At 70.4% G+C, this 22981-nt stretch carries 20 protein-coding genes and 1 pseudogene; 12 read left to right on the forward strand and 9 right to left on the reverse strand.

Annotated features, from left to right (window positions below; genetic code table 11):
• The 3 genes from AB0M35_RS28635 to AB0M35_RS28645 form a co-directional block, all read right to left on the reverse strand.
• Window positions 1-515 (reverse strand): hypothetical protein (locus AB0M35_RS28635; RefSeq protein ID WP_363749273.1); only part of this gene is annotated, 515 nt, incomplete at its 3' end.
• 1075 nt (window positions 516-1590) lie between these two features.
• A complete protein-coding gene (gene otsB, locus AB0M35_RS28640) occupies window positions 1591-4152 on the reverse strand; it encodes a trehalose-phosphatase (protein ID WP_363749296.1) in 2562 nt (853 codons plus the stop codon).
• A gap of 41 nt (window positions 4153-4193) precedes the next feature.
• On the reverse strand, window positions 4194-5594 hold the full coding sequence (locus AB0M35_RS28645) for a trehalose-6-phosphate synthase (RefSeq protein ID WP_119579773.1): 1401 nt from the start codon (window positions 5592-5594) through the stop codon (window positions 4194-4196).
• Window positions 5595-5942: 348 nt separating this feature from the next.
• On the opposite strand from AB0M35_RS28645, the gene ettA reads away from it, so the two are divergent.
• From ettA to AB0M35_RS28665, 4 genes are all read left to right on the forward strand, one after another.
• Window positions 5943-7619 (forward strand): energy-dependent translational throttle protein EttA, encoded by a 1677-nt coding sequence (gene ettA, locus AB0M35_RS28650; RefSeq protein WP_363749275.1) that lies wholly within the window; start codon window positions 5943-5945, stop codon window positions 7617-7619.
• A gap of 16 nt (window positions 7620-7635) precedes the next feature.
• Complete coding sequence (locus AB0M35_RS28655; RefSeq protein WP_363749277.1) at window positions 7636-8082, forward strand: thioesterase family protein; 447 nt, start codon at window positions 7636-7638, stop codon at window positions 8080-8082.
• 61 nt (window positions 8083-8143) lie between these two features.
• A complete protein-coding gene (locus AB0M35_RS28660) occupies window positions 8144-8866 on the forward strand; it encodes a hypothetical protein (protein WP_363749279.1) in 723 nt (240 codons plus the stop codon).
• A 131-nt stretch (window positions 8867-8997) separates the two neighbouring features.
• A complete protein-coding gene (locus tag AB0M35_RS28665; protein WP_363749281.1) occupies window positions 8998-9582 on the forward strand; it encodes a YbjN domain-containing protein in 585 nt (194 codons plus the stop codon).
• A 22-nt stretch (window positions 9583-9604) separates the two neighbouring features.
• Here AB0M35_RS28665 and AB0M35_RS28670 read toward each other — a convergent pair whose 3' ends face one another.
• The 3 genes from AB0M35_RS28670 to AB0M35_RS28680 all read right to left on the reverse strand — a co-directional run bounded on the left by AB0M35_RS28670 (window position 9605) and on the right by AB0M35_RS28680 (window position 12707).
• Complete coding sequence (locus AB0M35_RS28670) at window positions 9605-10030, reverse strand: globin (RefSeq protein ID WP_363749283.1); 426 nt, start codon at window positions 10028-10030, stop codon at window positions 9605-9607.
• A 62-nt stretch (window positions 10031-10092) separates the two neighbouring features.
• Window positions 10093-11439: an MFS transporter gene (locus AB0M35_RS28675; RefSeq protein ID WP_363749285.1), complete on the reverse strand. Its 1347-nt coding sequence runs from the start codon at window positions 11437-11439 to the stop codon at window positions 10093-10095.
• Between the two features lie 224 nt (window positions 11440-11663).
• On the reverse strand, window positions 11664-12707 hold the full coding sequence (locus tag AB0M35_RS28680) for a mechanosensitive ion channel domain-containing protein (RefSeq protein WP_363749297.1): 1044 nt from the start codon (window positions 12705-12707) through the stop codon (window positions 11664-11666).
• 269 nt (window positions 12708-12976) lie between these two features.
• Here AB0M35_RS28680 and AB0M35_RS28685 point away from each other — a divergent pair, with 269 nt between their 5' ends.
• A complete protein-coding gene (locus AB0M35_RS28685) occupies window positions 12977-13510 on the forward strand; it encodes an HNH endonuclease (RefSeq protein ID WP_363749287.1) in 534 nt (177 codons plus the stop codon).
• 195 nt (window positions 13511-13705) lie between these two features.
• Here the strand turns inward: AB0M35_RS28685 and AB0M35_RS28690 are convergent, their stop codons facing one another.
• The 3 genes from AB0M35_RS28690 to AB0M35_RS28700 all read right to left on the reverse strand — a co-directional run bounded on the left by AB0M35_RS28690 (window position 13706) and on the right by AB0M35_RS28700 (window position 15684).
• Window positions 13706-14542, reverse strand: coding sequence for a class F sortase (locus AB0M35_RS28690; protein ID WP_363749288.1), 837 nt, complete (start codon window positions 14540-14542; stop codon window positions 13706-13708).
• 16 nt (window positions 14543-14558) lie between these two features.
• Complete coding sequence (locus AB0M35_RS28695) at window positions 14559-15089, reverse strand: hypothetical protein (RefSeq protein ID WP_363749289.1); 531 nt, start codon at window positions 15087-15089, stop codon at window positions 14559-14561.
• Between the two features lie 112 nt (window positions 15090-15201).
• Window positions 15202-15684: an Lrp/AsnC family transcriptional regulator gene (locus tag AB0M35_RS28700; RefSeq protein ID WP_363749290.1), complete on the reverse strand. Its 483-nt coding sequence runs from the start codon at window positions 15682-15684 to the stop codon at window positions 15202-15204.
• A gap of 148 nt (window positions 15685-15832) precedes the next feature.
• Between AB0M35_RS28700 and AB0M35_RS28705 the strand changes: the two genes are divergently transcribed.
• The 7 genes and pseudogenes from AB0M35_RS28705 to AB0M35_RS28735 form a co-directional block, all read left to right on the forward strand.
• Complete coding sequence (locus AB0M35_RS28705) at window positions 15833-16732, forward strand: tryptophan 2,3-dioxygenase family protein (protein ID WP_363749291.1); 900 nt, start codon at window positions 15833-15835, stop codon at window positions 16730-16732.
• Window positions 16733-16740: 8 nt separating this feature from the next.
• Window positions 16741-18036, forward strand: a complete 1296-nt coding sequence (gene kynU, locus AB0M35_RS28710; RefSeq protein WP_363749292.1) for a kynureninase — start codon at window positions 16741-16743, stop codon at window positions 18034-18036.
• Between the two features lie 46 nt (window positions 18037-18082).
• On the forward strand, window positions 18083-19417 hold the full coding sequence (locus tag AB0M35_RS28715) for an NAD(P)/FAD-dependent oxidoreductase (RefSeq protein ID WP_363749293.1): 1335 nt from the start codon (window positions 18083-18085) through the stop codon (window positions 19415-19417).
• 20 nt (window positions 19418-19437) lie between these two features.
• Window positions 19438-20919, forward strand: a complete 1482-nt coding sequence (locus tag AB0M35_RS28720; RefSeq protein WP_363749298.1) for a 2-hydroxymuconic semialdehyde dehydrogenase — start codon at window positions 19438-19440, stop codon at window positions 20917-20919.
• Window positions 20916-21707, forward strand: a complete 792-nt coding sequence (locus tag AB0M35_RS28725) for a fumarylacetoacetate hydrolase family protein (RefSeq protein WP_363749294.1) — start codon at window positions 20916-20918, stop codon at window positions 21705-21707. The genes AB0M35_RS28720 and AB0M35_RS28725 overlap by 4 nt, the downstream gene beginning before the upstream one ends.
• Window positions 21708-21885: 178 nt before the next feature.
• Window positions 21886-22815 (forward strand): acetaldehyde dehydrogenase (acetylating), encoded by a 930-nt coding sequence (locus AB0M35_RS28730; protein ID WP_363749295.1) that lies wholly within the window; start codon window positions 21886-21888, stop codon window positions 22813-22815.
• Window positions 22812-22981, forward strand: a pseudogene (locus AB0M35_RS28735) (4-hydroxy-2-oxovalerate aldolase); the annotation flags it as partial. The gene AB0M35_RS28730 and the pseudogene AB0M35_RS28735, both read left to right, overlap by 4 nt.

Here is a 22981-nt window from a genome sequence, read left to right on the forward strand (position 1 = left end):
GACACCTGGACGGTCTGGGCGGCCTTGGTCAGCGGCATGTCCTGCCAACCGTCAACCTGCTTCAAACCCTTCAGGAACGCGGTGGTGGAGTACTCGGGGTCGGTGATCTGCTCGACCGTGCCCCAACCACTGGACGGACGCTGCTGGAACAGACCCTGCGAGTCGTGGTCGTTACGGTCGCCGAGGTGGCCGAGGTTCTCCAGCTTCGACTCCTGCAACGCGGTGGCGATGGACACGACCGCGGCACGCTCGTCCATACCGGCCTTCTTCGTCGCGGCGATGATCGCCTTCGTGTTCGCCACCTGCTCATCGTTCAGGTCGATGCGCGACTGGGCACCCTGCACACCATGCGGGATCAACTTGCTCGTGTCCGGCTTGCCAGCCTGCACGGCCACAGGGCCCGCCTTCACCGGGGCGGCGTCGGCGTGAGCGGCCACGGGGCCGGCGAACACGCCACCGGCGAAGGCCACACCAGCAATACCCAGAACACTCTTACGCAGCAGCTTCGAGTTCATGACCAAGCTCCATTCGGGGGTAGACACACACCACCAAAGGGGGACGAACGCAGGCGTGTGTGCAAACGCCGTCAGGCGCTACAAGGACAAAGGGGGAAGATCACCGGCTGGCCTGCGAGGCAGGGGGCCTTCGCGGCGCCGGGACCATGTACAACGACCGGCCACCCACCATCATTCCCGGGGGATCTGGTCGGCTCGGACCCTGAGGCTCAGAGCCCTGGCCCCTATCGGCCCGGGTGTCTGGGTCCGGGACCATGGGGGCCACACCTCAAGGGATAGGCCGCCCTGCTCGGTCCGTCAGTCGGTACAACGCCCCGACCCCCCCGCGGATTCCGCCACCGGCTGACCGACCGAACCCCCAGACTCGGACATTCGGGCGATCAGCGGACAGGCGAACCGAGCCGTCGCAACATGGCTGACCGGCGCCGTACCGTCGAAACGGCGGGGTGGGCGGCGGTGGGAAACCGCCATTCCGGCGTAACGCAGTCGATCACCACGATAACCGACACCCTGGGCCGGGGCGTGGCGATGGCGCCCCAGACGGCGATACCCGCGGGCGATGGCGCTTGGACGGCGATGCCGGCGGCGGGTAGCTCGGGCCTGGTAAGCCTGTGGCCCGGCCCTCCTCGCCGACATGGCCCGCGCCGTCATCGCGGCGCAAGGTCCGATCGCCTCGCCGCATGTCAGAGCCGGGTCGCCCCCACCAACCACCCGAGCCGCCGGGCGCAACCGAGATCCGTACAACATCGGGGAAAGTGCTGTCTCGCCAGCTGGCGAGACAGCACTTTCCCTGAAACTGCGCCGGGGCCGAGCCCTCGGCAGCCCTGGCTCCAGCGCGGGCAAGGGCGCTGAGCTGTGGGAAGTGCGTCGGCTGGGCGGAGAGGAAAGGCAGGCGAGGAAAGGCAGGCGAGGAAAGGCAGGCGAGGGGAGGCAGGCGAGGGGAGGCAGGCGAGGGGAGGCAGGAGAGCGAAGGGGGAGGGGACGGCAGCGGCCGGAGACAGGGTGTCTCCGGCCGCTGAGCTGGGGTACGGGTGGCGTCGGTGGGTAAGACGTCCACCCTTCCAGCGGGTGGTGGCTACTGCTTGAGCATGTTGTCCAGCAGCAGGGCGCACCGGATCACCCCGAGGTGGCTGTACGCCTGCGGGTGATTACCCAGGCCGCGTTCGGCCAGCGGGTCGTACTGCTCGGGCAGCAGTCCCGTCGGACCAGCGGTGTCGATCATCTGAAGGAACAGCTCCTCGGCGTCGGTACGCCGACCGGTGCGCAGGTACGCCTCGATCAGCCACGCCGTGCAGATGTGGAAGCCGCCCTCCCGGCCGGGCAGTCCGTCGTCCCAGTGGTAGCGGTAGACGACCGGCCCGCTACGCAGATCGGCCTCGATCTTCAGCACGGTGGACAGGAACCGCGGATCGTCTCCGGGCAGCAGGCCGGACAGGCCGATCCACAGCGAGGAGGCGTCCATGTCCTCGTCGCCGTACGCGACGCTGTACGCCTCGGCGTGCTCGTGCCAGCCGTGCTCCAGCACGTTGGCGCCGATCCGGTCGCGCAGCTCCACCCATTCCAGGCGATCCTCGCCACCGTGCTGGCGCACCACGTGCAAGGCGCGGTCCACGGTCATCCAGCACATCACCTTCGAGAAGATGTGGTGCCGGGGTGGCAGACGGGCCTCCCAGATGCCGTGGTCGGGCTCGTGCCAGCGGCGGCGGACCGCCTCGACCATGTTCTCCAGGACCCGCCACTCCTCGGCGCGCACCGACCCGCGTACGTCGGCGGTGGCGGCGATCAGGTCGGCGATCGGGCCGAAGACGTCCAACTGGAGCTGGTGGTTGGCGAGGTTGCCGACGCGTACCGGGCGGGAGCCGGCGTAGCCCGGCAGGGTGTCGATGACCGCCTCGGCGCCCAGTTCGTAGCCGTCCACGGTGTAGAGCGGGTGCAGCCGTTCGGGGTGCCCGCCGGTGCGTTCCACACAGCCGTCGACCCAGCGCAGGAACGCCTCGGCCTCGGCGATCGACCCCAGGTCGACCAGGGCACGGGCGGTCATCGCGGCGTCGCGCAGCCAGCAGTAGCGGTAGTCCCAGTTGCGGACGCCGCCCAGCTCCTCCGGCAGCGAGGTGGTCGCGGCGGCGAGGATCGAACCGGTTGCCTCGTGACAGAGCCCGCGCAGTGTCAACGCGCTGCGGGCGACCAGGTCCCGGGCGGTGGTCGGCAGCCGCAGCGAGGCCACCCACTCCTTCCACGGGCGCTCCGCCGCCGCCTGCCGCTCGTGGATGGGCAGTCGGTGATGTTCCAGGCTGTGCGTGCCGAAGCGCAACTCCAGCACCACCTGCCCGCCGAGCGCGGACAGGTCCACCACCGCCTTGGCGCTCGCGTAGCCGCCGTCGCTGTCGACCTTCCACTGCACACCGGGGGAGTAGAGCGCGATCGGCTCGTTGGAGCCGAGCACCAGCAGGCCGTCGTCGAGTGGCTGGAGCTGTACGGCGACCTGCGCGAACTCCGGCCGGGGGGCGAACTCCAGCCGGGCCCGTCCGGTGCCGGTGAGCACCCGGATCAGGGTGGAGTCACCGGAGATGATCGCCGGCCCGTCGGGCGTGGTCTTCGGGTCGGGCCTGTCGAGCCAGTCGGTGACGGTCAACCCCGACCAGCGGGTCTCCACCGTCATGGTGCCCGAGCGGTAGCGCTGGCCCAGCGGAATGCCCCCGCGTTCCGGGGCGACGCTGAAGTGCCCGGCCGGGCTACCGCCGACCAGGTCGGCGAAGATCGCCGCCGAGTCGGGCTTGGGGTTGCACAGCCAGGTCACCTTGGCGTCGGGCGTGAGCAGTGCGACCGTACGCCCGTTGGCCAGCATCGAGTGCCGCTCGATCGGCACCGCGCGCTCGCCGAACAGCCAGTGCCGACGGGTCTCCAGCAGCAGCCCGAGCGCGCGGGCGGCCTCGATCGGATCGGCCACCCGGTAGTCGGCCTTGGTCTCGCCGGGGCCGATCTTGATGCCGACGTCCGGGCCGTGCAGGTTGCCGAAGGCATTCTCGTCGGTGACGTCGTCGCCGATGAAGAGCACCGCGCTGGCCGAGAGCTGAGTACGCAGCTGGTCGACCGCGGTGCCCTTGTGGGTGGCCACCACGGACAGCTCGATGACTTCCTTGCCCTGGGTGACGGTGACGTCCGGCCAGGTGGCGGGACCGTTGCGGACCGCCTCGATGGCGGCGGCGGCGATCTGCGGGGCGACCCCACGGGTGTGTACGGCGACGCTGGCCGGCTTGCGTTCGAGACGTATGCCCGGGTGGGCCGCGGCGATCTCGCGCAGCGCATCGCGCAGGCGGGTCCGCACCTCGATCAGCTCGGGGGAGAGCCGTTCGACGAAGCCGATGTCGAATTCGGAGCCGTGGCTGCCGACCAGGTGGACCTCGCTGGGCAGCCGGGAGAGCGCGGCCAGGTCACGTAGCGCCCGGCCGGAGACCACCGCGACGGTGGTCTGCGGCAGCGCGGCCAGGGCGCGCACTGCGGCGACCGATTCCGGCAGGGGTACGGCCTTGCTCGGGTCCTCGACGATCGGCGCGAGTGTGCCGTCGTAGTCGCAGGCGATCAGCAGTTGGGGCACTCGGGCGATCCGCCCGATGGCCGACTGCAACTCCCGGTCCATGGTGCCCGCCGTGGGCAGGATGATCTCATTGGAGGGGGCGCTCACGCCGCCTCCATGTCGGGCACACCGAGTTCGGTGAGGAAGGACTTCGCCCAGTGCCCCACATCATGGGTGCGCAGATGGCGTTGCATTGTCCGCATTCGGCGACGAGCCTCCGGCTTCTCCACATGCACGGCTCGGAGCAGAGCGTCCTTGACTGCGTCCGGGTCGTGCGGGTTGCACAGGAACGCCTGACGCAGCTCGGTGGCCGCGCCGGCGAACTCACTGAGTACGAGTGCGCCCCCGTGGTCCGCCCTTGATGCGACGTACTCCTTGGCCACCAGGTTCATACCGTCTCGCAGCGGGGTCACCATCATCACGTCGGCGGCGGCGTACATCGCAGCAAGTTCGGTCCGACTGTACGACTGATGCAGATAATGCACGGCCGGCACACCGACCCGACCGAATTCGCCATTAATCCGACCGACCTCGCGCTCGACCTTGACGCGAAGTGCCTGGTAGTGCTCGACGCGTTCGCGGCTCGGTGTGGCTACCTGCACCATAACAGCGTCGGGCACTGTCAACTTTCCGTCAGCCAACAACTCGCGGAAAGCCTTGAGCCGTAACTCGATGCCCTTGGTGTAGTCGAGGCGGTCCACACCCAGGATGATGGTGCGCGGGTTGCCCAACTCCTCGCGGATCTCCTTGGCCCGCGCCTGGATCGCCGGGTCCGCGGCCAGTCGCTCCATCTCCTTGGTGTCGATCGAGATGGGGAAGGCACCCGCTTTCACCTGGCGGCCGTCCACCTGGATCATCTGCCCCTCGTAGCGCAGACCGAGCAGGTGGCGGGCCAGCCGGACGAAGTTCTGCGCAGCCAGCCGCTGCTGGAACCCGACCAGGTCGGCGCCGAGCAGCCCGCGCAGGATCTCGGTGCGGAACGGCATCTGCATGAACAACTCGATCGGCGGGAACGGGATGTGCAGGAAAAAGCCGATCCGCAGGTCGGGACGCAGTTCCCGGAGCATCGCCGGGACGAGTTGGAGTTGGTAGTCCTGGACCCACACCGTGGCCCCCTCGGCCGCGACCTCCGCCGCCGCCTCCGCGAACCGGGCGTTGACCAGCCGGTACGCCTCACGCCAGCGACGCTTGTAGGCGGGTGTCTCGACGGCGTCGTGGTAGAGCGGCCAGATCGTGGCGTTGGACTGGCCCTCGTAGTAGCGCTCCAGTTCCTCGGCACTCAGCGGCACCGGGTGCAGCCGGATGCCCTCCAGGTCGAACGGCTCGGGAGCGGCGCCGGTGCCACCGGCCCAGCCCACCCAGGTGCCCTGGTGCTCGGCGAGGACGGGGTGCAGGGCGGTGACCAGCCCGCCAGGGCTGCGTCGCCACTGCCGTCCCTCGGGTGTGCTCACCTCGTCGACCGGTAGACGGTTTGCCACTACGACAAAGGAGCTACGGACGGTCACGATCGGCCACCTCCGGGTGCTGACGGGTCCACCGCGATGAGCGTACTGAGCGTATCTGCGGCGTCTGTTGCTCAGTGCCGGAGTGACGTACCCGTCCCAGACCGGCCGAACCTTGCGCGTGATCATGTTGACAGGTCACCGTCCATCTTCCGGGTAACCTCGTCCGGCAGGCGGGGCGATGTGGGCGGAGCCCGGCGGACCTGTCAGGATTGACGGCGGCGTGCGCGCGGCCGGCTTCCGGTCGTGGCGGCGGATGACGGCGCGCCCCGCGTCTGGCGCCACGCAAGTTGGCGCGTGTCCCGTACCACGCGAATCGGCGATCAAGTACCGACGGAGGTAGCCCGCACCGTGGCCCAGTTCATCTACGTCCTGGAAAAGGCGCGCAAGGCGCACGGCGACAAGGTCGTGCTCGACAACGTGACGCTGAACTTCCTGCCGGGGGCCAAGATCGGTGTGGTCGGCCCGAACGGCGCTGGTAAGTCCAGCCTCCTCAAGATCATGGCAGGCTGGGATCAGCCGAGCAACGGCGAGGCCCGGCTGATGCCCGGCTACACGGTCGGCATGCTGGCCCAGGAGCCCCCGCTCAACGACGCCAAGACGGTCCTCGGCAACGTCGAGGAGGCGGTCGCGGAGACCAAGGCCAAGCTGGAGCGGTTCAACAAGATCGCCGAGCAGATGGCCACCGACTACTCCGACGAGCTGATGGAGGAGATGGGCCGGCTCCAGGAGGAGTTGGACAACGCCGATGCCTGGGACATCGACTCCAAGCTCGAACTGGCCATGGACGCGCTGCGCTGTCCGCCGCCGGACGCCGAGGTGACCAAGCTCTCCGGCGGTGAGCGCCGCCGGGTGGCGCTGTGCAAGCTGCTGCTGGAGGCGCCCGACCTGCTGCTGCTCGACGAGCCCACCAACCACCTGGACGCGGAGAGCGTGCAGTGGCTGGAACAGCACCTGGCCAAGTACGCCGGCACCGTCCTGGCGATCACCCACGACCGGTACTTCCTGGACAACGTGGCCGGCTGGATCCTGGAGCTGGACCGCGGCCGGGCCATCGGGTACGAGGGCAACTACTCCACCTACCTGGAGAAGAAGGCGGCCCGGCTGGCCGTCGAGGGCCGCCGCGACGCCAAGATGAAGAAGCGCCTGACCGAGGAACTGGAGTGGGTCCGCTCCAACGCCAAGGCGCGGCAGACCAAGTCCAAGGCCCGTCTGGACCGGTACGACGAGATGGCCGCCGAGGCGGAGAAGACCCGCAAGCTGGACTTCGAGGAGATCCAGATTCCGCCGGGCCCGCGCCTGGGCAACACCGTCATCGAGGCGCACAACCTGACCAAGGGCTTCGGCGACCGGATCCTGATCGAGAACCTGTCGTTCTCGCTGCCGCGCAACGGCATCGTCGGCATCATCGGCCCGAACGGCGTCGGTAAGACCACCCTGTTCAAGACCATCGTCGGGCTGGAGCAGCCGACCAGCGGTTCGGTCAAGGTCGGCGAGACCGTCTCGCTGTCCTACGTCGACCAGAACCGGCAGGGCCTCGACAGTGACAAGACCGTTTGGGAGGTCGTCTCCGACGGGCTGGACCACCTCATGGTGGGCAAGGTCGAGATGCCGTCGCGGGCGTACATCGCGGCGTTCGGATTCAAGGGGCCCGACCAGCAGAAGCCGACCAAGGTGCTCTCCGGCGGCGAGCGCAACCGGCTCAACCTGGCACTGACCCTCAAGATCGGCGGGAACGTGATCCTGCTCGACGAGCCGACCAACGACCTGGACGTGGAGACGCTGTCCAGCCTGGAGAACGCGCTGCTGGAGTTCCCCGGCTGCGCCGTGGTGATCTCCCACGACCGGATGTTCCTGGACCGGGTCGCCACGCACATCCTGGCCTGGGAGGGCGACGACGAGAACCCGGCGAAGTGGTTCTGGTTCGAGGGCAACTTCGAGGCGTACGAGAAGAACAAGATCGAACGGCTCGGCGCGGAGGCGGCCCGACCGCACCGGGTGACCTACCGCAAGCTGACCCGCGACTGACCGGCGAGGGACCGTCTTGGCTGACCGGTTTGTCTACCACTGCACCCTGCGGTGGTCCGACCTGGACGCGTACGGCCACGTCAACAACGCCCGCTTCCTCACCCTCTACGAGGAGGCCCGGGTGGCGTTGATGTTCGTCGGTGCCCGGGCGCAGGGGATCGACTCGTTCGCCGACGGAGTGGTCATCCGTCGGCACGAGGTCGACTACCTGCGCCCGGTCGACTACGCCCTGGGCCGGGCCACCGCCGAGGCGGCCCCGACCGTGCGGATCGAGCTGTGGGTGGAGCAGGTCCGGGCCGCGTCCTTCACCGTCAACTACGAGATGTACGACGGTGAGCTGCTGGTCAGCCGGGCCTGCTCGGTGCTGGTCCCGTTCGATCTGGCCACGCAGCTACCTCGGCGGCTCAGCGACCTGGAACGTTCCTTCCTGGTCGGGTACGCCCCGGACGGCGGCCTGGCATGAGCGGCCGGCGGATCGTCGACTGCGCCCGGCCGGCGACGCACCTGCACCACGGGACGGTGGCATGAGTGGGGGCAGCGTCACCCCTCGGCCGGAATCCGACGCTGCGCAGCCGCGGCACGGGATCGAGGGGGTCGCCGACGCGGGGGCCTTCCTGGCCCGGCTGGTCCGGCTGGAGCCGGCCGCCCTGGTTCGGCTACGCCCGGCCGGTGCGCCGGGGCGTACGACCCTCTGGGCCCGCCTGCCCTGGGGGGTGCTGGCCGTGCGTACGGTGTCCGGCCCCGGTGCCGGGGACGTCACCGTCGCCGCCGGTCAGCTGCTCGCCGAGTTGACGGCGGGCCGCCCCCGGCTGCCCGCCCCGCGCGACACCCAGTGGCGCTGGCCGTTGCCGCCCGCGACCAGTCGAGCGGTGGAGATTCTGCCCGGCGGGGAGGTGCGCCGGCTCGCCGAGGCCGCCGCCGGCACCCTGCGCGAGGCGGCGATGCACGGCGTCGCCGGCCGGGCGGTGGGGCAGCGGGTGCTGCGCGACGCCCTGCTGGATCATGTCGCGGTGGTGGTGACGCCGGACGACGAGCCTGACCGTCCGGTGGAGGTGACCCAGCGAATGGTGCAGGGTCTGATCAGGATGGGCTTCCTGGGGCCTGCCGACGGATCGCCGGGCATCGACGAGGTCCGGGTACGGGCGGGTGGCCGTTGGGTCGGGCTGGTGGGACCGTACGGAGCCGTATGGTCGCAGAAGGCTACGGATCTCGCCGTGCGGCCGCTTGACTCTCGTCCGAAAGTATGACTACCTATCGGCCTTCTGGTTTGGTGCTGGCGTTGGGGGGATGCTTCGGTCCGGCTGTCCGGGTACCGTCCATCCTCGGATCCAACCCACCGTATGCAACTGGATCCGCTGGGGAGTGAGGTGCGCGAGCGATGCCGTGGTGGTCATGGCGCCCCGGTCCCGCCAGTGGCGGCGACCCGGAAACTCGAAGCAGGGTCACGGTGGAGGAGGCCGTCAGAGTCGGGCCGCCGACGCCCCGTAAACCCGGGGATGACTGCCCGGGCGGGGAGCATCCGTTGATCGCCGACATGTCAGCCACCGTCGAACCGGTCACCCTGCGCCGCATCTGCGACGCGCTGGACCTGCTCGACGTGCGCTACCTTGCCGACGGAGACGGCAACCTGCTGGCCATGTGGGAGCGACACGCCGTGCTGGTCACCCTGGAGGGCCCCGAGGACGAGATCCTGGTGCTCCGGGCGCGCCCGCACGCGACCGTGCCGCCCGACTGGGCCGACCGGGCCTACCGGGTGGTCAACGAGTGGAACCACACGCGGCGCTTCTGCAAGGCGTACGTGGGCGACGCCACCGAACGGGGGCAGTTGCCGATCTACGCCGAGTTGCAGGTGCCGCTCGCCGCGGGAACTCACGACGCGCTCCTGGTCGAGTTGCTCGACTGCGGTGCGGCCGTCGCTACGAGCTTCGTCGACTGGTTGCACGACGAGGGCGCCCTGCTCTGACGAGAAGGGCGCCGCCTCGGGGCTACCCCGAGGCGGTCGGGTCCTCCATCGCGTTGACCATGAAGTACGCCGCCCGTTCCAGGTAGTTCCAGAGCTCGGTCGCGGTCGCCGCCGGCAGGTCGAGGCTGTCGACTGCGCGGCGCATGTGGCGCAGCCAGGCGTCACGTTCGGCGGCGCCGATCCGGAAGGGTGCGTGCCGCATCCGCAGCCGGGGGTGGCCCCGTTGGGCGGAGTACGTATTCGGGCCGCCCCAGTACTGCATGAGGAACAGCCGCATCCGGTCGGCGGCCGGCCCCAGGTCGGCTGGGTACATGGGGCGCAGCAGCGGGTCATCGGCGATGCCGGCGTAGAACTCGTCGACCAGCTTGCGGAACGTGGGCTCGCCGCCGACGGCGTCGTACAGCGTCACCGCCTCGCCGCGGGACTCGGACTCAGCTGCGGGATTCACTCTTCCATCCTGCCAGGCGTCGCCGCCCGGTGACCGGGCCGGGACATGCCGACGTCGGTGGCTCAGGTCACCGCGTGCCGTGGCCGGCCCGGTCCCACGTTCCCCTGGCCCGGATCGTCCGGCGTGGTGGCCGCGCCGGCGGGAGCCAGTTGAGCTGCCTTGACGGTGGCCTCCACCGTCTGCGCATCGGGCCAGCGTCGGGCGACGAAGGCCATCAGCACCACCCCGGCGGCACTCCACAGACCCACCACGATCGGGATCGGGTAGTGCTCGGCGAGCAAGCCGGTCGCCAGTACTGCGGCACCCTGGATGACCTGGATCCCGGTGGCCATCACGCCGAAGGCTCGGGCCCGGAAACCGTGCGGCAGCGCTTGGACGAAGAGGCTGTTCGCCACCGGCAGGATGCCGGCGACCGCGAACCCGCAGGCGGCGGCGAGCAATGCCACCACCGCTGGCGGCGGATCGAACAGCGCGGGCACCAGGACCAGCGGAGCGATGACCGCCAGGGGCCGGAGCAGGACGATTCGCCGGGCCGGAGCGACCGCCCGGCTCATCAACAGCCCGCCGAGGATGAACCCGACCGGACTGGACGCCATGATCAGGGCTTGCGCAAGGCCCGCGTGCATCGTGCCGTCCGCGCGTTCGTTGGCCCAGGCCGCGGCCAGCCCCTCGGGCACGATGGAGCACAGCATGGCGCCGAAGACGAGTACCGCGATCGCCCGCAGCACCGGGGTGCCGAACACCAACCGGAACCCGTCGGCGGTCTCCCGGAGCAGATGCCGACGATGCTCGCTGGGCATCGCCGGTGCCCGGTCGCGGATTCCGAAGCGGACCAGGACCGCCGAGAAGGCGAAGGCGGTCGCGTTCATCAGCAGCGCGGCGGTGGTGTTGACGGTCGCCACCGCGGCGCCGAGCAGGTAACCGACGACCTGGGCGGCCTGCCCGACGCTGGCGTTGATCGACAGCCCGACGACGAGTCGGTCGCCGGGCAGGATCAGCGGCATCAGCGCGGAACGTGCCGCCTGGCTCGGTGGATTCGCCAGGGTGGTGGCGAACAGCAGGGCCAGGATCAGCGGCACCGGGATCCCCGGGATGGCGATGAGCAGCATCAAGGCCATCCGGATGAGATCGCAGACCATCATGATCTGGCGATAGCGGTGCCGTTCCGCGATCGTGGCCAGCAGCGGCCCGCCGATCAGCCAGGGCAGGTAGCTGACCGCGAAGGCGGCGGCCGAGAGGGCGACCGAGTCGGTCTCCCGGTAGACGAGCAGGGTGACGGCCGCCTTGGCGACGTAGTCACCGACCCAGGTCAGCGTGCTGGCCACGAAGATGGCTCGGTATTCACCCTGGGCGAAGACCTCACGGAAAGTGGCCGGACCTTCCGGAGGAGGCCGCTCGTCCGACACCATCGCCTCCATCGGCCGGTGGCAGGCCACTCGTGATGGCCGGCCCCGAGGCCATCGTCAGATCTACGGATCAGCGAGGACGTGACCACGCTCGGGGAGCGCGTGCACCGGATTCTGCCCGATCGTCTGACAACTGGCTAGGGCGAACGGTTTGATCGTCGCAGTTCCGACTGAACGAACGGACGATACCCGAGGGGCTGCTCGGCCGCGACCCCCCGCCGTTCTGCTCAGGTCGCCCCACCCTGACCAGTCTCGTTGTCGTCGCGGAGGTACGCAGGCAGGACGCGTCCGGCCGCGATCCGCGCGGTGATTCCCGAGTTCTCCAGCGCTTCCGCGAGTCGGCGGCGCAACTCGCGGCTCACGGCGGCCTGCCCGTCGGCGGTGGTCTTGACCACCGTCCGGATCACCGTGCCGTCCACTGTCACCTGCTCCACACCGAGCACCTCGGGTGGTTCGACGATCGACGACGCCAACTCCGGGTCCACTGCGATCGAGGCGGCGGCGGTACGCAGCACCGCCGTGGCCTCCTCGGTGCCGGCGAAGCCGATCGGCAGGTCGACCACCACCAGTGCCCAGCCCTGGCTCTTGTTGCCCACCCGGACGACTTCGCCGTTGCGGATGTACCAGAGCACCCCCCGCCCGTCGCGAACGGTGGTCACCCGCAGGCCGACCGCCTCGACCACGCCGCTCGCCTCGCCGAGGTCGACGTTGTCGCCGACTCCGTACTGGTCCTCGATCAGCATGAACAGCCCGGCGATCAGGTCCTTGACCAGGCTCTGCGCACCGAAGCCGAGTGCCACACCGGCGATGCCGGCGCTGGCCAGCAGCGGAGCCAGGTCGAAGCTGAACTCCTTGAGCACCATCAGTACGGCGATGCCGAAGATGAACGCCGTGCTCAGGCTGCGCAGCACCGAACCGATCGCCTCGGCGCGTTGCCGGCGTCGCTCCGGGATGAATTCGCCGGGCTCGGTGGCGGCGCTCGGGATGCGCTCGCGCAGCGGCCGGAGCATCGTCGGTACGCCCGCGTCGGTGGTGGTGCGCACCAACCGGCGGATCGTACGGTGCACCAGCCACCGGGCGGCTGTCGCCAGCAACAGGATCAGGATGATCCGTAGCGGCTTGATCAGAATCCAGTAGCTGCCCTCGGCGAACCACACCGACCCGGTGAGGTCCCACGCCCATTCGCACAGGCTCAGGCTCTCGGTGAGGCACTCCGGGCTGGGTGTGTCCTCCGGGCCCGGGGTGGGCGTGCCGGGGGCGGGGCTGGGCATGCTGACGGTCACCCTGATTTCGTACCGTAACGATCCTGCGGGCCCGAGGCCGACCCCACCGGTGGGTGACACAGGGCGCCTCCGGCGCCGAATTCCTCGCGAAAGCTCCGCCAGGTACCCAGGATTAGTGCGTGCATTCGCCGGTCCGATCAGGGACGATTGGCGCAACGGACGTCGGTGATTCGGCCGGCGTCGACGTGGTGTATGGCCATGGCCTGCACCGGTCGGCGGTGGCGAGTTGAAAGCCGCTTGACCGGGAGGGTGACGCGATGCCTGACATACGACCCACGGTGGGCTCCGGCGCGCTGGTCCTCAACGCCACCTATGAGCCGCTGTGTGTCGTGTCGGTGCGTCGCGCCGCGATCCTCGTGCTCTCCGCCAAGGCGGTCTGTGTCGCCGACGGCGACGGCATCCTGCACAGCGCCCGCAGTGCCTTACCGGTGCCGTCGGTCGTCCGGCTCACCCGGTTCGTCCGGGTGCCGTACCGCACCCACGTAGGTCTGTCCCGCCGGGCGATCTTCGCCCGGGACGGCTGGCGTTGCGCCTACTGCCGGGGTCCGGCCGAGACGATCGACCACGTCTTCCCACGCAGCCGGGGTGGTCCGCACGCCTGGGAGAACGTGGTCGCCGCCTGCGCCAGGTGCAATCACACCAAAGGCGACAAGACGCCCGCCGAGCTGGGTTGGCGGTTGCATTCGCTGCCCGCCGCGCCGAAGGGGATCGCCTGGCGGGTGCTCGGTCACCGTGCGCCCGACCCGCGCTGGGCCGACTGGCTGGATCTTCGCGAACCCGAAGCCGCCTGACCCACCCAGCCGCCCCGCTCCCGCCGACACCGCGCCCAGCCGCCCGCTCCCGCCGGCTACCGGCCCACCCAACCCTGCAAAAGGGCCCCGCGAAGCCCACCCACGGAGGGTTTGCGGGGGAGCCCGACCCGCGCAGGGATCAAGCCTGACCGCCCGGAGCGGGTCGGGCTCCCCCGCAAACCCCGACCAACAGACTCACCGAGCCTCGACCAAAGAAGCGAACACGATCACGTTGTCCGCGTAGCCCGTCTCGCCCCCGACCCAACGCCCCCCGCAGGTGATCAGTCGGAGCTGTGGTCGGCTGAAGTCGCCGAAGACCTCGTCGGCGGGCAGTGCCTCCTTGTCGTACCGGCCGACCCGGTCGACCTCGAAGACCGCCACCGTGCCGTCGGTGCGGGCGACCTCGACCCGGTCGTCGGCGCGTAGTTGCCGTAGGTCCTGGAAGACCGCCGGCCCGGTGTTGGTGTCGACATGCCCGACGATGACGGCGGGACCGTACTGGCCCGGTGTGGGGCCCTGGTCGTACCAGCCGGCCTCCTGGGCGCGTTCCGCGGTCGGTGCGGCGATGCTGCCGTCCGGGGCTACGCCCACGTTGTGCACCGGTGCGGCCAGGTCGATCGTGTTGATCTCGATGCCGACCGGCTGGCTCGCCGGCAGGATTGGAAACTTCTTCGGCGGCGGCGCCAAGCCCGCGATGAAGCGGTCCGGCAGCAGACTCGTTCCGGTCAGCCGCTCGACCCCGAGCATTGTGATGATCAACAGCATCAGGCTGCCGATCACCAGCACGGGCAGGCCGGGGTTGGCGCGGATCCCGAATCGGGCCGCCGCCGCCCAGGACCGACGCGTCCGTGGCGGCACCGGGGTGGCCGACGGGTCGGGCATGGCGACGCTGGCCGAACCCATCTGTGCGGTGACCCGGCCGAGCCGGCCCGCCACGGCGGTCACCCTCCGCCAGACACGCGTGCTGCGGCGGGTGGCGGTCCGGGGCGGCGCCGGTCGCGGCTCGGGCACCGGTACGCGGTGGCCGATCATTGGCACTCCGCCTGGGTCAGGAGCCGGTCCGGCGTCGGCTGCTGATCAGCCCGAAGACCACCGCTGCGGCCACCACCGCGGCGCCGCCGAGCAGCAGCGTCGAGCCGGTGCCCGGCCCGGCGGTGCCACCGCCACCGGTCGCCGGGCCCTTGGTGGGTTGCTGCATGTTCAGGACGGTCAGCGTGGTGCTGGCTGTCTGACCGTTGTTGCAGCGTAGGTGCACCGGATAATCCCCGGGGGCTTTGTCGCCCGGCACTGTCACGTCGCCGGTGAGGAAGCCGTTGTCCGGTCGGAGGAAGACCCGGTTGAACGCCTCCGAGTCGACCTCGGCCTGCCGGTTGTTGGCGTTGTCGCAACTGGCCCGCAGGTGCACCCGGGATCCGGCCTGCACACTGTTCGGCGTCACCTCGATGAAGGTGTTCTCACCCGCTCGGGCGGGTGCGGCGCCGATCAGGACGAACGCCCCGATCAGTGCGAACGCTCCGAGAAGTCGGACGATGGTCGAGGGGGCGTGCAGCACGCCTCCGTACGGTCGCAGACCCCGCATGATCCTCCCTCCCGGCACCGGTGCACCGGTCCTGCTGGGGCGACCTGCGGTGCTTTCCCCCTGCTCCCGCCGCTAACCCGCCGCACGGAACCAGCGGGTTTGCCGGCGGGTGTTAAGCAGGGGCCCTTCCTCTACCGGAGGCGTTAACAGCGGGCCCTTCCTTGCATCTGGTCAGGGGCTGCCAGTTGAGGGGGGAGGAGAGCACCATGGTGCTCGACGGCTGGCCGTACGGGGCGAGTCGGTCGATGACCCCCTCGAACTCCCCGATCGAACCGGCCGCGACCTTCAGCACGCTGCACGCGTCACCGGTGATCCGGTGGATCTCCAGGATCTCCGGCCAGGTGGCGACGTCCGGGTCGTGCAGGATGCACCGGGCCCCGTAGCAGGACATCCGGATCAACGCGACCACCGTCCGGCCGGCCCGGGTCAGGTCGACGTGCGCGTGGTACCCGGTGATCACCCCGCTCTCCTCCAGCCGGCGTACCCGCTCGGCCACCGCTGGTGGGGACAGGTGCACCCGGCGGGAGAGCTCGCTGAACGACAACCGTGCGTCGGCCTGCAACTCGCGGAGCAGGGCCCAGTCCATCTCGTCCACGCGTCGACCTTACGCGTGAAAAGGCGAAAGTGAGAAGCGCCTTAGGTTCGGCAGGTCAGGTGGGCCGACCGCCGTTGAACAGGCATTCCATCCGGGGGTGACGCCGCGAGATCATGACTGGAATCGCCAGCCAGAAAGGAGTGGACGGATGGAGCAGACCGAGCTGCGCCCGGGAACCCGGACGGCGGTGCGTCCGGTGACCGGCAAGCAGCGGGCGGCCCGTGCCGCCCGCAACGGCGGCGAGCCGACCCTGGAGTTCGCCGAGCGGGTGCCGTACGACGCCTATGTGCAGGCCAGCACGTTGCACAAGCTGCAACAGCCGCTGAGCAGTGACCCGGGCGAGATGTCCTTCCTGATGGTCAGCCAGATCATGGAGCTGTACTTCGGGCTGACCTGCCACGAGTTGCGTGAGACGTCCCGACTGCTGCGCGAGGATCGGGTCTGGGAGGCCCTCGCCCCGCTGCGGCGGGCCGCGCTGCACCTGGAGGCCCTCAACGCCTCCTGGCACGGGTTGCGCTGGATGACCCCGGCCGACTTCAACCGCTTCCGCAACCTGCTCGGCGAGGGCTCCGGCTTCCAGTCGGCCATGTACCGGCACCTGGAGTTCCGGCTCGGGCTGCGGGACGCGACGCTGATCCGGCCGTTCCGTCGGCAGACCGACGTGTACGCCGAACTCAACGAGACCCTGGCCACCCCCAGCGTCTGGGACGAGGTGGTCGCCCTGCTCGCCCGGCACGGTCACGAGATCCCCGCCGAGCTGCTCGACCGGGACGTCCGCGACGAGCACCAGCCGCACGCCGCGGTCGAGGCGGCCTGGGTACGCATCTACGGCGACACCGGCCCCGACAACCACCTGCGGATGCTCGGCGAGGCGCTGACCGAGGTGGCCGAGCAGTTCGGCGACTGGCGGCACCACCACGTCAAGGCGGTGCAGCGCACCATGGGCGCCAAGGTCGGCAGCGGCGGTTCGGCGGGGCTGGCGTGGCTGCAACGCAGCATGGCCCGGGTGGTCTTCCCCGAGCTGTGGTCGGCCCGGACGGCGATGTGAGGGTGACGATGAACCAGAACGAAACCACGAGTCCCGGCGAGGCCGAGGCGCTGCGCCTGGACGCCGCCGAGCCGGGCCACCGACACCTGTTCCACGTGCCGCCGGCCGACGGCGGACGCTACCCGGAGACCGCGTACCTGGCGGGCAACTCGCTCGGGCTGCAACCGAAGGCCACCCGGACCGAACTGCTGGCCGACCTGGAGGCCTGGAGCCGGCTCGGCGTCGAGGGCCATCTGGAGGCGGAACGTCCCTGGCTGCCGTACCACGAGTTGCTGACCGCGCCGGCGGCCCGACTGGTCGGCGCCCGGCCCAGCGAGACCGTGGTGATGAACTCGCTGACGGTCAACCTGCACCTGCTGATGGTCAGCTTCTACCGGCCGGCCGGCGAGCGGACCCGGATCGTCATCGAGGACACCGCCTTCCCCTCGGACAGCTACGCGGTGCGCAGCCAGGCCCGCTTCCACGGGCTGGACCCGGACACCACCGTGGTCCGGCTCAAGCCGCGCCCCGGCGAGGAGAACCTGCGTACCGAGGACGTGACCGCGTTCCTGGCGGCGGAGGGCCACACCGTCGCGCTGGTGCTGCTCGGCGGGGTCAACTACCTCACCGGCGAGCTGATGGACATCCCCACGATCACCACCGCCGCCCGGGCCGCCGGGGCCGTGGTGGGCTGGGACCTGGCGCACGCGGCGGGCAACGTGCCGCTGTCGCTGCACGACTGGGACGTCGACTTCGCGGCCTGGTGCTCGTACAAGTACCTCAACTCCGGTCCGGGCGCGCTGGGCGGCGTCTTCGTGCACGAACGCCACCACGGTGACCCGGCGCTGCACCGGTTCGAGGGCTGGTGGAGCACGGCAGCGGCGACCCGGTTCGAGATGACCCCGGTGAGCCGGCCGCCGGCCACCGTCGAGGCCTGGCAGATCTCCAACCCGCCGATCTTCGCGATGGGCCCGGTCCGTACCTCGCTGGAGTTGTTCGACTCGGTCGGGATGCCGGCGCTGCGCGAGCGCAGCCTGCGGCTCACCGGCTACCTGGCGCGGCTGCTGGACGAGGTGGTCGTCGACCGGCCGTTGACCGTGGTCACCCCGCGTGACCCGAGCCGTCGCGGCTGTCAGCTGTCGGTACGCATCGGCGTGGGCACCGCCAACGAACTGACCAAGCGGTTGCGTCACGAGCACGGGGTGATCGCCGACGCCCGGCAGCCGGACGTCGTCCGGTTCGCCCCGGTGCCGCTCTACTCGACGTACCACGACTGCTGGCGGGTCGCCGAGGCGCTGGCCGCGACCGTGGAGCGGCAGGCGTGAACACCTGGCGGGGCGCGCAGTCACGAGTGGAAGGCAGGCAGCGCTGATGGAGACCCGGCACGACGAGATCGCGGTGGTGGGAGCCGGGCTGGCCGGCTGCCTGCTGGCCTGCTACCTGGCCCGGCGGGGTCACTCGGTGGCGCTCTACGAACGGCGACCGGATCCGCGGGTCGGTACGCCCGAGCGGGGCCGTTCGATCAACCTGGCCCTCTCCGAGCGTGGCCTGGACGCGCTGCGCCGCATCGGCCTCGACGAGCAGGTGATGACGGACGCGCTGCCGATGCGCGGACGGATGGTGCACCCGGTGGTCGGGCAGCCCGACTTCCAGTCGTACAGCGCCGAGGGTGATCGGGCGATCAACTCGATCAGCCGGGGCGCGTTGAACAACGCCCTGCTGGACGCCGCCGCCAAGCTGCCGCAGGTGCGGATCGCCTTCGACCACCGGCTGGTCGGGCTCGACCCGGCCACCGCGCAGATGACCTTCGAAACCCCGCAGGGCACGGTCACCGCGAACGCCAAGGTCGTGCTCGGCGCCGACGGCGCCGGTTCGGCCGTACGCGGACAGCTGCTCGAACACGGCCTGCTCACCGAGAGCGTCGACTTCCTCGACTACGGCTACAAGGAACTCACCATCCCGCCGTTGGGTGGCGACTTCGCCCTCGACCCGGGTGCGCTGCACATCTGGCCGCGTGGCACCTCGATGATGATCGCCCTGCCGAACCCGGACCGCTCCTTCACCTGCACCCTGTTCTGGCCCAACCACGGCACCGCCAGCTTTTCCTCGTTGGGCAGCAAGGCGGCGATCGAGCGGCACTTCGCCCAGCACTACCCGGATCTGCCGCCGCTGGCTCCGAATTTGGTCGACGACTACCAGCACAACCCGGTCGGCGTGCTCGGCACCGTGCGGTGCGACCCGTGGCAGTTCAACGGACGGGTGGGCCTGCTCGGCGACGCCGCACACGCCATCGTGCCGTTCTACGGCCAGGGCGCGAACTGCGCCTTCGAGGACGTGGTGGAACTGGACAACTGCCTCGACGAGTGCGGCGACGACTGGGCCGCAGCCCTGCCGCTCTACCAGCAGCGCCGACAGGACAACGCCGAGGCGATCGCCCAGATGGCGCTGGCCAACTTCGTGGAGATGCGCGACAAGGTCGCCTCACCGGTGTACCAGACCCGCAAGAAGGTCGAGCACGCCCTGGAACGGGCGCTGCCGGGCCGCTACGTCTCCCAGTACGAACTGGTCTCCTTCACCACCGTCCCGTACGCGCAGGTGCGCCGCCGGGTCCGCCGGCAGTACCAGGTGCTCGGTGCGGTGGCGGCCGGTGCGGCGGCGGTGCTGGCCGGCGCGGTGCTGGCGCTCGGGCGCAGGAGGCGGGGATGACGCTCTGGGATCCCCGGCTGATGACCGGCCACGCGCCGGACGGCCCTGGGCTGCTGCGCAACTTCGTCGGCGGTGAGTTCGTCTCGACCGGTGACCGGTTCACCAAGCGCAGCCCGGTGACCGGCGAGCCGGTCTTCGAGGTGGTCGAGGCCAGCCGATCCACAGTGGACGGCGCGGTCACCGCCGCCCGCGCGGCGCTGCGCGGGCCGTGGGGCCGGATGGGGGAGCGGGAACGCGCCGAGGTGCTGCGCCGGGTCGCCGACGAGCTGGAACGGCGCTTCGACGACCTGGTCGCCGCCGAGGTCGCCGACACCGGCAAGGCCATCTCGCAGGCCCGGACTCTGGACATCCCGCGCGGTGCGGCCAACTTCCGCGCCTTCGCCGAGATCGTGGCGACCGCGCCCACGGAGTCGTTCACCACGGTCACCCCGACCGGTGGTCGGGCCCTGAACTACGCGGTACGCAAGCCGGTCGGCGTGGTGGCGGTCATCGTGCCGTGGAATCTGCCGCTGCTGCTGCTCACCTGGAAGGTTGCCCCGGCGCTGGCCTGCGGCAACGCGGTGGTGGTCAAGCCCAGCGAGGAGACCCCGGCCTCGGCCACCCTGCTGGCCGAGGTGATGGCCGCGGCCGGCGTACCCGACGGCGTGTTCAACCTGGTGCACGGCTTCGGCCCGGATTCGGCCGGTGAGTTCCTCACCCGGCACCCCGGCGTCGACGCGATCACGTTCACCGGCGAATCGTCCACGGGTGGGGCGATCATGCGGGCCGCCGCCGACGGGGTGAAGGCGGTCAGCTTCGAGTTGGGCGGCAAGAACGCCGGCCTGGTCTTCGCCGACGCCGACCTGGATGCTGCGGTGGCCGGGTCGGTGCGGTCTAGCTTCACCAACGGCGGCCAGGTGTGCCTGTGCACCGAGCGGATCTACGTGCAGCGGCCGGTGTTCGAGGAGTTCACCGCTCGACTGGCCAAGCGCGCCGAGGAGTTGGCGTACGGCTGGCCGACCGACGAGGCGACGGTGAACATGCCGCTGATCTCGCACGGGCACCGCGACAAGGTGCTCGGCTACTACGACCTGGCCCGGACCGAGGGCGCGCAGGTGCTGGCCGGTGGGGGAGTGCCGCGCTTCGGTGACGCCCGCGACGGCGGCGCGTACGTGCAGCCGACCGTGCTGACCGGGCTCGGCCCGCAGGCCCGGACCAACACCGAGGAGATCTTCGGCCCGGTGGTGCACGTGGCACCCTTCGACGACGAGGACGAGGCGTACGCGCTGGCCAACGGCACCGAGTACGGCCTGGCGGCAACGGTCTGGACCCGGGACGTGGGCCGGGCGCACCGGGCCGGGCAGCGGCTGGACGCCGGCATCGTCTGGGTCAACACCTGGTTCCTGCGGGACCTGCGTACCCCGTTCGGCGGGGTGAAGGCCTCCGGCATCGGCCGGGAGGGCGGCGTGCACTCGCTCGACTTCTACTCCGAACTCACCAACGTCTGCGTGGACCTGTCATGAGCGATCTTCAAAAAGCGGCCGAGGAACTGACCGAGGCCCGGACCAGCGGCAAGCCCTGCCCGCCGCTGCGCGGTCGGCTGCTGCCCGAGGGTGATGTGGCCGCAGCGTACGAGGTGCAGCAGCACCAGGTACGCCAGTGGCTGGCCGCCGGGCAGCGCCGGGTGGGCGCGAAGATCGGGCTGACCTCCCGGGCGGTGCAGGAGAACCTCGGCGTGTACGAGCCGGACTTCGGCGTACTCACCGACACGATGGCCGTGCCCGACGGCGCCGAGGTGCCGATCGAGCGGCTGCTCCAGCCCCGGGTGGAGGCGGAGATCGCCTTCGTGCTCGGCGCCGACCTGCCCGACGAGCGGGTCACCAGCGTCGACGTCATCCGCGCCGTCGACCACCTGCTGCCGGCCATCGAGATCGTCGACTCGCGGGTCGCCGGCTGGGACATCTCCATCGTGGACACCGTCGCGGACAACGCGTCCAGTGGACTGTTCGTGCTCGGTACCGCGCCGCGCCGGCTCGCCGACGTGGACCTGCGGCTGTGCGGGATGGTGCTGGAGCACGCCGGGGAGCCGGTGTCGGTCGGTGCCGGGGCGGCCTGCCTCGGCAACCCGCTGCACGCGGTGGCCTGGTTGGCCACCACGATGGCCCGCGCCGGTGAGCCGTTGCGCGCCGGTGACGTGGTGCTCTCCGGCGCCCTCGGCCCGATGGTGGCGGTCACCCCCGGCGCGGCGTACGAGGCCCGGATCTCCGGCCTCGGCTCGGTGCGGACCTGTTTCTCCCGGGAGGCCCCGTGAGCGCGAGGAGTGAGCCGGTCTTGCGAGCCCCGCAGTCGGGAACGAACGGCGGCCCCGTGAGCGCGAGGAGTGAGCCGGTCTTGCGAGCCCCGCAGTCGGGAACGAACGGCGGCCCCGTGAGCGCGAGGAGTGAGCCGGTTCTGCGAGCCCCGCAGTCGGGAACGAAAGGTGGCTCGTCATGAGCGTCGGTGTGGCGGTGATCGGGTCGGGCAACATCGGCACCGACCTGATGATCAAAGTGTTGCGGCTGTCGGAGTCGCTGCGGATGGTGGCGATGGTCGGCATCGACCCGGACTCCGACGGTCTGGCGCGGGCCCGTCGCCTCGGCGTGGCGACCACCGCCGAGGGCGTGGACGGCCTGGTGAAGATGCCCGAGTTCGCCGACGTCGAACTGGTCTTCGACGCCACCTCCGCCGGTGCGCACCGGCACAACGACGCCGTGCTGCGCGCCCACGGTCGGCGGGTCGTCGATCTGACCCCGGCCGCCATCGGCCCGTACGTGGTGCCGCCGGTCAACCTGGACGAGCACCTGGCCGAGCCGAACGTCAACATGGTCACCTGCGGCGGTCAGGCGACCGTGCCGATCGTCGCCGCGGTACGCCGGGTCACCCCGGTGGCGTACGGCGAGATCGTCGCCTCGATCTCCTCCCGTTCGGCCGGTCCGGGCACCCGCGCCAACATCGACGAGTTCACCGAGACCACCGCCCGGGCCATCGAGGTGGTCGGCGGCGCCGACCGGGGCAAAGCGATCATCGTGCTCAACCCGGCCGAACCGCCGCTGCTGATGCGCGACACGGTCTACTGCCTCTGCCCCGACCCGGACGCCGACCAGGCCGCCATCGCCGCCTCGGTCGCCGAGATGGTCGCCGGCGTGCAGGAGTACGTCCCGGGTTACCGGCTCAAGCAGGACGTGCAGTTCGACCGGGTGGACACCTACGTGCCGTCGCTCGGGCGGCAGGTGACCGGCCTACAGGTCTCGGTCTTCCTGGAGGTCTCCGGTGCCGGGCACTACCTGCCCGCGTACGCCGGGAACCTGGACATCATGACCTCGGCCGCGCTGCGTACCGCCGAGCGGCTGGTCGCCCTCCGCGGGACGGTGAGCGCATGAACGAGCTGTACATCCAGGACGTGACGCTGCGCGATGGCATGCACGCCATCGGGCATCAGTACACCGTCGACCAGGTGCGGAGCATCGCTGCGGCGTTGGACGCCGCCGGGGTGGCCGCGATCGAGGTGGCGCACGGTGACGGGCTGGCCGGGTCCAGTGTCAACTA

Source organism: Micromonospora sp. NPDC051196 (genome assembly GCF_040682415.1).
Classification (GTDB): Bacteria; Actinomycetota; Actinomycetes; order Mycobacteriales; family Micromonosporaceae; genus Micromonospora.